This is a genomic window from Faecalibacterium sp. Marseille-P9590, from assembly GCF_017377665.1.
Classification (GTDB): domain Bacteria; phylum Bacillota; class Clostridia; order Oscillospirales; family Ruminococcaceae; genus Faecalibacterium.
Map to the genome: position 1 here is coordinate 63,142 of NZ_JAFREF010000013.1, position 10,590 is coordinate 73,731.

A 10,590-nucleotide genomic window follows, 5' to 3' on the forward strand; every position below is an offset into this window, starting at 1 on the left:
GTGGATAGAAATTTATGGTGGAACCGTTAATATTACGTTTTGCTGAGGTCGCCCTCCTCGCGGAGGGCGTGGATAGAAATTTGAAGGTCAGCTTTCCATGCGTGGCATTCGGCCGTCGCCCTCCTCGCGGAGGGCGTGGATAGAAATATTCTGGGGTGGTTGTCCTTGATGGAGGTCAGCACGTCGCCCTCCTCGCGGAGGGCGTGGATAGAAATATGTGCGATGGTTGGCTGCATCCTCGCAAGCACGGGTCGCCCTCCTCGCGGAGGGCGTGGATAGAAATAAAACGGACGCTCTCTGATGGCCGCCGATAATGGGTCGCCTTCCTCACGGAGGGCGCAGGTAGAAATCGACACAAAAATATGGTAAACTCTTATTAAGTTATTGCCATGCGCTCTCTAAGGAACCGAGTATTTTGACCTACAATTCCGTCTCTTAAAGACGTTGTTTGAAATCAGTTTGTGTTCCCCGGTGCATTCTTCGACTTGAAGTCGCTCCTATTTGAGGGGTGTGGATAGAATAACATAATAATCATATCGCGGTTCTCAAAGGCGTAACCAAGTCGTCCTCTTCACCGAGGACGTAGATAGAAATTGTCACAACCACGCCGGTCTTTTCAGCATCAAGGTTGCCCTCCCCGCAAAGGGTACGGATAGAAATCAGTTTCCACCTCGAATCGGGCATCGCCACAATTTTTCCAAAAAGGAGTTTTCCATGCATACCGTTCCCCTTTCCCATCAGCTCGTCACCATCCAGGACGACTTTGACCTCGACAAGATCATCGAAAGCGGTCAGTGCTTCCGGCCACAGAAACTGGCCGACGGGCGCTACCGTTTTCTTTCCGGCGGCGCACTCCTTTATCTGACTCCGCTGGGCGCTGGGCAATACGACGCTGCATGGTATGGCTCAGATTGGGAGTGCTGGGCCAACTACTTTGATTTGGGCCGGAACTATGCCGCGCTGCGGTGCAGCTTGGCGGGACAGAGCAACTATCTGGACAAATCGCTCGATTTCGGGCAGGGCATCCGAATCCTGCATCAGGATCCATGGGAAATGCTCATCACCTTTCTTATCTCCCAGCGCAAAAGCATTCCGGCCATCCGCACCGCCGTAGAACGCCTTGCCCGGTGCTGCGGCGAACCGCTCAGTGCCGAAGGCGATGAAGTCTTCCTCTTCCCCACCCCGCAGCAGCTCTGCGGCCTCTCTGGGGCGCAGCTGATGGGCTGTAGTCTGGGCTACCGCACCCGTTACATCCAGAACGCTGCCGCACAGGCTTCCAGCGGCACACTCGACCTCGGTGCTCTGGCGGCGCTGCCCGACGACGCGCTCTTTTCCCGCCTCCTCGAGCTGGACGGCGTCGGCAAAAAGGTAGCAAACTGCGTCTGCCTCTTTGGCTATGGCCGTACCGCGATGGCTCCCATTGATGTCTGGATACAGCGACTCATTGATGAGGATTTCGGCGGCCGCGACCCTTTTCCTTCCTATGGTCAGCAGGCTGGCATCGTACAGCAGTACCTGTTCTACTACAAGCGCAGCACCCGCCGCAGCGTCGCTCACAAAAAATAAAAAAGTTATTGACAACTCTCCTTTTGGCTGGTATAATAATATGCGTCGTCAGGAATGACACGTCAGCTATGGGGGATTAGCTCAGCTGGGAGAGCGCTTGCATGGCATGCAAGAGGTCAGCGGTTCGATCCCGCTATTCTCCACCAAAAAAGCACTGTACTTCGCATGAAGTACGGTGCTTTTCTTTTTTCGAGGCCAAATTTTTGGGGATGCATTGAGTTGCCTGCATGTCTTTTGGGCTTTTGCGGAAAACCGGGATGTTCCCTCAGATAAGCGGGTCTGCCTCATAACAAAAGAGACCGCTGTACAGCAAGCTGCTGCACAGCGGTCTCTTCTTCTTTTTTAGCTCCGCGGGATGGCCATTCGTCGCTCTGCTTTCTTTACGAGCCATGCTCCCGTCCATCCACAGGCAGCTCCCAAAATGACACCACCCAGAATATCCGTCGGGTAATGGACACAGAGGTACATCCGCGAGAATGCGATGAGAACGCCTACCGGCAGAGCCGCCATCGCCCACTGCTTTTTCCCGGCCAGCCAGAGGGCTGTCACCGAGGCGAAGGACGCCGCCGTATGGCCCGAAGGGAAGGAGAAATCGTCCGGGTGCGGGATAAGCAGCTGTACCTCTGTGAGGATGTCGCATGGACGGACGCGGGCCACCAGCGGCTTGAGAAGAAGATTGCAGAGGACAGCGTCGATGAGGAGCGCCGCAGCCAGCACGCAGCCGACCCGCCGCGTTTTGCGGAACACCAGCAGCAGCGCTGTCAGCGTCACCCAGAGAATACCGGAGTCTCCCAGACGGGTAATAAAACCCATGCTTCCATCCAGCATGGGGCTGTGCAGGGATTGCAGGGCGGTCAGGAAGGTGAGTTCGGCGTTCATAAAGCTCCCTCTTTCTCGTTTCGTTGTGTACAGGATACCAGAAGTTTATGAACAGAAAAGCACAAAGTCTTAAACAGTAGTTAAAACAGTCAGCCCCGCCGCTGAGTTTTGCAGCATTTCAGCTCCCGGCGTTCCTGATGGACAAGGGAAAAATTAAAAAGAAAAGCAGCCTGAAATTTTCATCTCAGACTGCTTTCACTATGCCGGTGGTGGGGGTCGAACCCACACGTGTTATTAGCACAAGGGATTTTGAGTTTTCGTCACCGTCGCTCATCTGGTGTCATCCAGTGCTATCTAATGATACTCCGTTCCCTGCTCGAATTTCGATTTTCACACATCTTCGTTCAATAAAACATCAAATCTTCAATTTTTCGTTACGTTTTCCCTCTGCTCCAATTCTTTGATTTGGAACGTCAAAAAGAAAATTGGAGGGATATTTAGGAGGGATGCAGAGCTAAACGCCCCTCTGCTTAGACACAAAACGAAAGGAAAGTCAAGGATGATGAACAAAATTCAAGTAAAAGAGCTTTATGAGAAAATGTTTGCAAGTTATCCCGATGTTCTCACCGTGGAGGATGCAACAAAATTATTGGGCTTCAAAAGCCAGACCGCCGTGATACGGCGGGTGCATCAGCACAGGATTCGCAGTCTAAAAGTTGGCCGTTCCTTCATGATTCCGAAGGAATATCTCATCGACTTTCTCTTGGATGATTGAATCTGGTAACAGTATACTACAGAGCGCACCACTTTTTCAACAGGAAAGGGGGTGTGCTTTTTTACCCCATCAACGGCCCAAAATCATATCCATCATCGATTACTTTTTTCACAGCTCCATTCCAAAAGCGCAAGCCTGCATCGGTCACATCATTAGGATACATATAGTTTGAAGGAATATTATCATAATTACTCCACAATCTAAGCAATGTTCTTGGAATAATAAATGTTGCCGCTTGATATGCAGATAGCCTTCCAAGTTCTTTTCGGGAATTTGAAGTTTTCATCATAAATGCCTGTTGAGTATGTGGACGCAAAAAATTTGATGGTTTTTCACGCAAGTCGATAATTTTCACTTTTGTATCATCATTTGGAACGGCAATCACATAAACATAACCGACATCTTCATCAAAGCGTTGTTCTCGATCATCCTTTATGAAAGAGCGGTCATATGCAAACCAAAGGGCCGTTTGAATGTTATCTACTAAATCAATGCAGCGAGTACGTAATCCATAATGTTGGCAAAGCGCTTCCCTTTCGTCATCTGTACCCCTCGGATCAAAATGCGGCCTGAGCATTTCCAACGCATCGTCCAGCTTTTGTTCTATATTCAATGCCTCTACTTCATTATTGACAGAACGGTATAAACTTGGAATAAGTGAATAATCGCGCTCTTGTCCCCGATAAAACACTTTTGTGTTTGTTCCTTTAAGCGAATATCGAATAACGCCAATAGCAAGTGTAAGCGCACGATAATCCGTAATATAGAAGTGTTTGATTCTATCCAATGAGCCTGGGGCAACCGCACCCCAACGATTTTTACTTAATTCGTAGCTAATAGTATTTTTGATACGATCCCGAAGTTGTCTGCGCTCGTCTGTTGTCAGCCAATACATCCATCTCATAAGCAAGCTCCTTTCCACGTTTATTGTACCACTGAACAGCCAAAGTGTATAGATAACGCTCGAACTCTTATTTTCTAATTGGAGGTCTTAGTCTGAAAACTCAAATAAACTTACTACTCAAAAATGCTCATGACCCTTGATCACTTCTACGGAGGCGCCGGAGAGCTTTTTTCATTCTACCGCATCCAAAACAGATTGGAGGGATTCTTATTGCAAAATTGATCGTGGCGGAGAAACCGTCCGTAGCCATGTCCTATGCCAAAGTCCTCGGTGCCACCAGCCGTCAGGACGGCTACCTTGAGGGCAACGGCTATCTGGTGAGCTGGTGTGTGGGTCATCTGGTGGAACTGGCTCCGCCTAATGTCTACGATGCCAAATACGTCAAGTGGAGCATTGCAGACTTGCCCATCCTACCGCAGAAGTGGCAGTATCTGGTGTCTGCCAGTACCAAAAAGCAGTTTGGTATCTTGCAAAAGCTGATGCACCGCCCGGACGTAGACAGCATTGTGAACAGTTGCGATGCAGGGTAGTGCGGTTGGGTGACTTAGGAGAAAGAAAAAAGAGACCTCATCTCGTTGAAAATCAAATTTCAAAATCATTAAAGGAGCTATTCAAATGAAACGAAATCAGAATTTCGACCTTAATCACTCTCAAAAAGCGCTTTCCTGCCGCTACAACATGGACACCAACCGGGTGGAAACCCGATTTGAAGATGGCACAACCCTTTCCATTGATTGTATCGCCATTGAGGACGAGTACGGCAATACCCCGGCACAGCGAGCTGAACTTGATTGGCTGCTATACAACAATCCGCTGGAGTACGCACGGATGGTGCTGAGCGGGGAGATAGAGCACTACCTCACGCTCGGTTGTGACCATGGCAAACTGAAAGACTAACCTCTAAATAGGCCAAACAACCCGCTACTTGCAGTCGCTGCAAATGGCGGGTTGTTGGCTTATTTTAAGTTTTTCCTTTGCTCATAGTAGTGCAAAATCAATGGCCCAACGGTCAAAGAAATCACAAACATCAGGCAAATCTACTGGTTTCTTATAAATGTCGTTCTAAAATTCAATGGATTTTGCTATTTCTAGCACTTGTTTTTTTCGACACGAAAGTCGATTCAACCCTATATCTTATGTATCTCTCGATGATTTCAAGTTTGCCATTTGGGTGGCTTGATTATTGAGAAAATTCTAAATTCCTAAAAGGTCTATCATTTTCATCAATCGCATCGTTATTGAGAATAAGCACTGCACCACCACTTAACAGAGGAGACAGCTGTAAATAGCCTATATTATTTATTGAGAAAATGAAACGCTATTGCAACAGTTGAATACTGTATATTTTATCAAATTGATACGGATCTGATAGCAACACCTTACCGTTTGATATCACAAGAATGCTTTCGCCTTCTTTAAGATACGACAACTGAAGATTTCCTTTCAAGTAGTTTGATGCGCCATAAATTATATAATTGTCATCCGTATCATATAATTGATTTTTTGCAGTCGCATAAATACAATTGTTCTTCAGGTCAACTTCTTCAACTATAAGTTCCGATTTTTTTCTTCCGGATGTATTCAATTGAAATAGAATGCAGAGAGCCACTGCCACAAATGCTATGCCAACCATAATCTTCCGTTTGCATTTCATTTTATCAACCTCTGTATGAAAGGAACAGCGTATAAAGCGATTGTGTTATTCTCAATGCCCCTGTATAAGAAGTCGGATATGAAGAACCATCAATTGTGCTTCCATCTTTATGGATTCCGATAGCTACATACCCAGCTCCAGAAATATATTCTACAAGAGGACCACCACTAAAGCCACCTGTCAAATCCCAATCGCCCTTGAGATATTTTGAAGTCTGACTTCTAATATACCCAGAAGATTTACACATCCGATATCTCGCATCGGCACCATTTATTTGGCTCGGATAGCCATAAGCATACACCAACTGTGATGATGAATAATTGCTAGACTGCCAATGTAACCCAAGCCATCCCGTTTTCGTTCCTAAATTATTCTTGAGCGTAATAATTGCCCAATCCTCTGAACTTGTTCCAGCAAGATAAGAACCACTAACAATCATCGAACTTGCCGATACATTTTCGCTTCCAAAAGGTTTACTATTATCAGATCGAGCAGGTGCGACATTTACCGACTTAACGTAGGCTTTTTCCTTTATACTATATAGATTATGTGCTGCTGTTGCAAGTGCATTAGGCCCAATCATAAATCCAGAACCATAATTTGTCCCTCCATTATTGGTCGTTATCTGTAGGCATACCGTGCTACAATATGGTGTTGCTGTTGGATTATCAACAACAGTGATATCATTGCTTCCGATAATCGCATACAGATCGGGTAGATCAATATCCGAAATCTTTCCATTTGGAAAATAGCCTGCAGTTGTCTCTCCATCCGTGAAGGAATTGGTTTCAACTATAATTTCCTCTATAGATTCTTCTTTTGTATCAAAATCGTATCTATGGTATCTCTCGATATGAGATTTTCTTCCATCACTTTGATTATCTGCAAAAGCAGTCAGCCCAGAGTTAAGCTCCATTGAAGAAAGAGCCACAATCCCACTTGCTTTCAAAAAATTCTACGAGATATTTTTTCACTAGCCATTTTAATTTTCCTTCTTTACTTTTAGAGTATACACAAGATTTCTTATACATCAGTTGCTCTGCATTGGAAACGCCTCCGTAAAATTTTTCATACGTTAGAGCCATCCTTATTTTAGGTTTCAACTTTTACTTTCGTAAAAAATAAATACCACTGATTTTTTATCCAATAGCCGTGCTAAGATTTATCTCTATGGGATTCAACACATGCGTCTGCTGGCACAACCAAGCCCAATTGTTCACTGTAGTAGTAAACAAGTCGTCATAGTTGTTGTCATATGCAAAATCAAATGTGTCATGAACGGTAATCAAATAATACATTATAGAATTACCAATCATGAAGCCTGTTCCAGAGGTGCTTACCCTATGCAATGCATAGAATAAATCTGCATTATCAGACTTTTGAATTGTAAAAGACCAACTTCCTCCGCTAAAATCTTTCAAGCCACTATTAAGTACTTTGTTTTTATAATTATTAAAAACTGTTGTCGTGTTTAACTTGTCAAGCAATGGCGTCGAAGAGTCCGTCACACTCTCAGAATAGTCAATATTATATACAGAGAATTCAACCATAAGAGCCGCACATTCATATCCCTTATCCCGTGCAATTTGCGCAGCTGCCAACCATGCAAGCTGTGTATTATTTAACAAATTTCCAGATGCGCGTGTTTGATCTTCATCTTTCATCTTATCGATAAACTTATTTAATTCATCTATCGACATTCCCGAAAAATCAACATGATACTTATCATTCATGCTTTGAATAACAGGATTGCTAGCTTTACGGCTGCTTGTATTAGCAGCATAAGACACAGTATTTATCGAAAACAAAAAACACACCGAAAGAACTAATGATACGAACCTCTTCATAACGAACCTCCTTAAATTCTGTACTCTACTATATAAATTGTGTGCTTCTCATCATCCCAGACAACGAGACTAAAATTCACATCTTCAGAATGTAAAAGCAATGTATTCATTTCGGCTTCCGAGCGTAGTTCCTTATGCTGACTATTATCATAAAGAAAAAAATTTCCACTTGCAATTTCAGGAATCACAAAATCTAATCCAAAATATGACGACACATTTTTTAATATAGAAGATATGGTTGGAGAATCATTAATTTTCTCCCATGAATCGAGTTGATGAATAATTTTGGCTGCATCCACATCGTAGTATACCGCTAACATTATCCCATCATTTTGCAATCCGCCATAAGCCTCATATATCAACGATTCAGAGTATGTTGCTTTTCCAATTTTGAATTGTTTCAAATAATCTCGTTTTTCATATTTGCTTTTTCTTCCAAGCATAAAGCCCAAAAGCAAGCACAGTGCGACTATAGCTAGGTATCGGATAACTCGCGTTGGTCTCGCCTTTATAATTACCTCACACCTTTCTAACTTGCTGAAATATATAACAAACTCCACTTATCTACTGGTACTTCCGGTAATGGTTTCGCTCCGTCCATCGGAATAGCTAAAGGTCGCAGAATACTCAAGCCTATAAGATTTTCCGGGCTTAGTGTTAAAGCTACTGCTCACCATGCAGGTTGAGGTCGTGCTGCTGTTTGAGCAGCTACTTACTTTTTGCCATGTTCCAATTGTCCCCTTTTCATAGAGAACGCCTGAAACGCTGATTTTCTTTACTCCAGTTCGAGTCTGGGCATCAACCTGATAGTATGTTTGGTAAATAGATCCGTTGACCGTACTATCGCCTACATACCGTTCAGACTTTTCAGCGGCCATTGCGGTGCAGGCAAAGCTCAAGAGAATCACCGCTGAAACAACAATGGACAACAAACGCTTTTTCGACATAGACATACACCTCCGTTTTTTTGCTCCCATCAAGAGCCTTTGTATAATCAACGCAATTCGCATTCGCTTCGTTTCAATTTTCAGGAGAAAATTTTTCAAATTTTCCATCTTTGTAAGTTCAGACAAAAAGAAAGCCAGACATTTGTGAGCTCTCACAAGTGTCCAGCTTTCTTAACGGATACCTTCCGCAATTTTCATAATCTCATCGTATGGAATGTTTCCCATAACGGTATGTGTAATCCCCCGATGTTCCCAACTTAGAGTATAAACATTCTTTCCATGTTCATCCGTACTGGTTCCAAGTACACCATCTGCTTCTCCGACCTTTACGGTTTCGTACACTGTATGCTCATTATCAAACAGGGACTGCTGCCCTGGCTGGATAATTGAGCAACGGACTGTGTAGCTTTCCTCTGTTTCTTTTGACGAGTAAACATGTAAAAAGTTTTCTGCTCGCTCAAATTTCTGCACATCGTCCATTTCAAAGCCGTTCGGCACATAATGGTCGCTGTATCCATCCGGCAATCGTTCCAGCGGTTCGCCATCCACCTGATAAGTCAACTGCATCTCAATGGGCAGAAACTTTTGAATCATCGTGTAGACTGCCTTGCGGAAGTCTGCGCTGACCGCAAGTGCGCCAAGGGTCAGCACCACCAGCGTCAAGGCTGCAACCAACACCCGTTTCAACATCGGACGGTGTTTTTTCCTCCGTAATGCCACTGCCATTCGTTCATCCCATTGAGAAGTATCCGGGTAAAGTTCTTCAAGTTGTTCTGGTGTTGGCAGTGTATCCAGTTCCTTTTGTGCATCTGCACGAAGTGCAATCATCAAGGCCGCTTCAAATGAAATGTTTGTCTGCTCACTCATGGTTACTCAACTCCTTCCATAATAGTTTTCTCCCTCGAAAGAGCCGTGTTCGTACCACTTCGTCCGTTAATCCCAGCGATTTCGCAATCTCACGATTTGTATATCCCATTGCCAAAAGGCGTAATGGGTCACGATATTTCGGTTTCATTTGTCCAATCAGTTCTGTCAACCTCTCGATATTGTCAACACTGATTATTGCATCATCTGGCACTGGCGCATTATCCTCAATATCTGGGATTTCTTCCAGCGATTCTTCGCGCCGCTTGCGAAGCTGATCATACGCACGGCTTCTACTACAACTAACGAGATAGGCAGCGAGTTCGTGACAGTTTTCTCGATGAATTTTAGAAAAATTTTTTGCAACGTACAAAAACACCTCTTGTAGCACGTCCTCTGCCAAATACGAATCATCCATGATTTTGTAAGCGGTATGGTAAACCAGCCGTTTGTATGTATTGTATACCTCGGTAAACTCTTCTTCAAAGCTTCGATCATCAAGCACACTTAGATATAACGCAAGCAACGCAATCACCTCTATCTACATTGATTGTGTGTAGTGTACCACGAACCAATAAAAATGTCGAATACCACTAATATTGTAAAGGAGCGTGATGCCATGACTCAACCCAAAACTGACCTTGCCTACCTCCGCAGCGAGAAAGCCAAAGCGGAGCAGCAGCTTCGCTACTACAAGCACCGTGAGAAAATTCTGGAACATCAGATACCGGAGTTGACCCGAAAAGCCCGTGTGCATCGTCTGTGTACCCGTGCCGGAATGCTGGAAAGTTTTCTGATTGCACCAGAAGATCTCACCAACGATCAGGTGATGGAGCTGCTGAAAATTGCATTCCGTCAACCAGAAGTTGCGCTGGCTCTTGCAAAGATGATTCACGACCTGCACGAGAGCCGCAGCGTTCCGAACCCTTTAGAATAAAGGGCGCAATTATACACCGTTCCGGTGCAATTGCGGTCTTGCAGACGGCTCGATGAAATCGAAGCTGGCGTTTGTGCGCCAGCCCGATTCCATCCCAAGGAAAACTGCATTTTCCTTGCGCTGCTTTGCAGCTATCCTTTTGCGGCTCCCGCCTAAGACCGAAGCGCATGGCACTCCGGTCCAAGGCGGCGAGCACAACCGAATACGATTCCAGACCGTTCACAAGAGCAATCTTGCTGGGCGGTCTTTTTGTTTGGGGGTGATGCCTATTCCGTGT

Annotated in this window: 15 protein-coding genes, 1 tRNA gene, 1 pseudogene and 1 CRISPR repeat array (1 of these 18 only partly in view); of the genes and pseudogenes, 7 read left to right on the top strand and 10 right to left on the bottom strand. The window is 44.9% G+C overall.

The window, feature by feature from the left end:
• Positions 1–350: direct repeats of the CRISPR family, unit length 33 nt; unit sequence GTCGCCCTCCTCGCGGAGGGCGTGGATAGAAAT; it begins 6,493 nt to the left of the window's first position.
• Positions 351–531: 181 nt separating this feature from the next.
• Positions 532–720, bottom strand: a complete 189-nt coding sequence (locus J3349_RS12380; RefSeq protein WP_207677625.1) for a hypothetical protein — start codon at positions 718–720, stop codon at positions 532–534.
• On the opposite strand from J3349_RS12380, the gene J3349_RS12385 reads away from it, so the two are divergent.
• Both J3349_RS12385 and J3349_RS12390 read left to right on the top strand, forming a co-directional pair.
• Positions 715–1,566, top strand: a complete 852-nt coding sequence (locus J3349_RS12385) for a DNA glycosylase (RefSeq protein WP_207677626.1) — start codon at positions 715–717, stop codon at positions 1,564–1,566. The two genes, J3349_RS12380 and J3349_RS12385, sit on opposite strands and share 6 nt — an antisense overlap.
• A 70-nt stretch (positions 1,567–1,636) precedes the next feature.
• Positions 1,637–1,712: transfer RNA gene (locus tag J3349_RS12390), tRNA-Ala, on the top strand.
• Between the two features lie 196 nt (positions 1,713–1,908).
• On the opposite strand, the gene J3349_RS12395 is transcribed toward J3349_RS12390, so the two are convergent.
• Positions 1,909–2,445, bottom strand: a complete 537-nt coding sequence (locus J3349_RS12395) for a phosphatase PAP2 family protein (RefSeq protein WP_207677627.1) — start codon at positions 2,443–2,445, stop codon at positions 1,909–1,911.
• Between the two features lie 499 nt (positions 2,446–2,944).
• On the opposite strand from J3349_RS12395, the gene J3349_RS12400 reads away from it, so the two are divergent.
• Positions 2,945–3,160 (top strand): helix-turn-helix domain-containing protein, encoded by a 216-nt coding sequence (locus tag J3349_RS12400; protein ID WP_207677628.1) that lies wholly within the window; start codon positions 2,945–2,947, stop codon positions 3,158–3,160.
• A 61-nt stretch (positions 3,161–3,221) separates the two neighbouring features.
• Here the strand turns inward: J3349_RS12400 and J3349_RS12405 are convergent, their stop codons facing one another.
• On the bottom strand, positions 3,222–4,064 hold the full coding sequence (locus J3349_RS12405; RefSeq protein ID WP_207677629.1) for an FRG domain-containing protein: 843 nt from the start codon (positions 4,062–4,064) through the stop codon (positions 3,222–3,224).
• Between the two features lie 209 nt (positions 4,065–4,273).
• Between J3349_RS12405 and J3349_RS12410 the strand changes: the two are divergent.
• Both J3349_RS12410 and J3349_RS12415 read left to right on the top strand, forming a co-directional pair.
• A pseudogene (locus tag J3349_RS12410) lies at positions 4,274–4,591 on the top strand (toprim domain-containing protein); the annotation flags it as partial.
• An 88-nt stretch (positions 4,592–4,679) separates the two neighbouring features.
• A complete protein-coding gene (locus tag J3349_RS12415; RefSeq protein ID WP_112091635.1) occupies positions 4,680–4,961 on the top strand; it encodes a DUF6061 family protein in 282 nt (93 codons plus the stop codon).
• Between the two features lie 421 nt (positions 4,962–5,382).
• Here J3349_RS12415 and J3349_RS12420 read toward each other — a convergent pair whose 3' ends face one another.
• The 7 genes from J3349_RS12420 to J3349_RS12450 form a co-directional block, all read right to left on the bottom strand.
• The gene (locus J3349_RS12420) at positions 5,383–5,718 is read right to left on the bottom strand and encodes a hypothetical protein (protein ID WP_112091636.1); all 336 of its coding nucleotides are present in this window, start codon (positions 5,716–5,718) and stop codon (positions 5,383–5,385) included.
• 4 nt (positions 5,719–5,722) lie between these two features.
• Positions 5,723–6,667: a trypsin-like serine protease gene (locus J3349_RS12425; protein WP_242699642.1), complete on the bottom strand. Its 945-nt coding sequence runs from the start codon at positions 6,665–6,667 to the stop codon at positions 5,723–5,725.
• 190 nt (positions 6,668–6,857) lie between these two features.
• On the bottom strand, positions 6,858–7,565 hold the full coding sequence (locus tag J3349_RS12430) for a hypothetical protein (protein ID WP_223474533.1): 708 nt from the start codon (positions 7,563–7,565) through the stop codon (positions 6,858–6,860).
• A gap of 11 nt (positions 7,566–7,576) precedes the next feature.
• Positions 7,577–7,969 carry a hypothetical protein gene (locus tag J3349_RS12435; protein WP_223383318.1) on the bottom strand — a complete coding sequence of 131 codons (393 nt, stop codon included), beginning with the start codon at positions 7,967–7,969 and terminating at the stop codon, positions 7,577–7,579.
• Between the two features lie 156 nt (positions 7,970–8,125).
• The gene (locus J3349_RS12440) at positions 8,126–8,512 is read right to left on the bottom strand and encodes a hypothetical protein (RefSeq protein ID WP_223383317.1); all 387 of its coding nucleotides are present in this window, start codon (positions 8,510–8,512) and stop codon (positions 8,126–8,128) included.
• A gap of 171 nt (positions 8,513–8,683) precedes the next feature.
• Positions 8,684–9,379, bottom strand: a complete 696-nt coding sequence (locus J3349_RS12445; RefSeq protein ID WP_207677630.1) for a DUF4367 domain-containing protein — start codon at positions 9,377–9,379, stop codon at positions 8,684–8,686.
• A complete protein-coding gene (locus J3349_RS12450; protein WP_097778412.1) occupies positions 9,372–9,881 on the bottom strand; it encodes a sigma-70 family RNA polymerase sigma factor in 510 nt (169 codons plus the stop codon). Before J3349_RS12450 ends, J3349_RS12445 begins: the two co-directional genes overlap by 8 nt.
• A gap of 114 nt (positions 9,882–9,995) precedes the next feature.
• On the opposite strand from J3349_RS12450, the gene J3349_RS12455 reads away from it, so the two are divergent.
• Complete coding sequence (locus J3349_RS12455) at positions 9,996–10,313, top strand: DUF3847 domain-containing protein (RefSeq protein WP_097778411.1); 318 nt, start codon at positions 9,996–9,998, stop codon at positions 10,311–10,313.
• Between the two features lie 52 nt (positions 10,314–10,365).
• The coding region (locus J3349_RS12460; protein WP_207677631.1) for a hypothetical protein at positions 10,366–10,590 on the top strand (225 nt) is incomplete at its 3' end.

Bases quoted from the DNA above. Each gene is read 5' to 3' on its own strand.
- J3349_RS12385 (WP_207677626.1), top strand. From the start codon at position 715: ATGCATACCGTTCCCCTTTCCCATCAGCTCGTCACCATCCAGGACGAC.
- J3349_RS12380 (WP_207677625.1), bottom strand. From the start codon at position 720: ATGCATGGAAAACTCCTTTTTGGAAAAATTGTGGCGATGCCCGATTCG.
- J3349_RS12395 (WP_207677627.1), bottom strand. From the start codon at position 2,445: ATGAACGCCGAACTCACCTTCCTGACCGCCCTGCAATCCCTGCACAGC.
- J3349_RS12400 (WP_207677628.1), top strand. From the start codon at position 2,945: ATGATGAACAAAATTCAAGTAAAAGAGCTTTATGAGAAAATGTTTGCA.
- J3349_RS12405 (WP_207677629.1), bottom strand. From the start codon at position 4,064: ATGAGATGGATGTATTGGCTGACAACAGACGAGCGCAGACAACTTCGG.
- J3349_RS12415 (WP_112091635.1), top strand. From the start codon at position 4,680: ATGAAACGAAATCAGAATTTCGACCTTAATCACTCTCAAAAAGCGCTT.
- J3349_RS12420 (WP_112091636.1), bottom strand. From the start codon at position 5,718: ATGAAATGCAAACGGAAGATTATGGTTGGCATAGCATTTGTGGCAGTG.
- J3349_RS12430 (WP_223474533.1), bottom strand. From the start codon at position 7,565: ATGAAGAGGTTCGTATCATTAGTTCTTTCGGTGTGTTTTTTGTTTTCG.
- J3349_RS12440 (WP_223383317.1), bottom strand. From the start codon at position 8,512: ATGTCGAAAAAGCGTTTGTTGTCCATTGTTGTTTCAGCGGTGATTCTC.
- J3349_RS12445 (WP_207677630.1), bottom strand. From the start codon at position 9,379: ATGAGTGAGCAGACAAACATTTCATTTGAAGCGGCCTTGATGATTGCA.
- J3349_RS12455 (WP_097778411.1), top strand. From the start codon at position 9,996: ATGACTCAACCCAAAACTGACCTTGCCTACCTCCGCAGCGAGAAAGCC.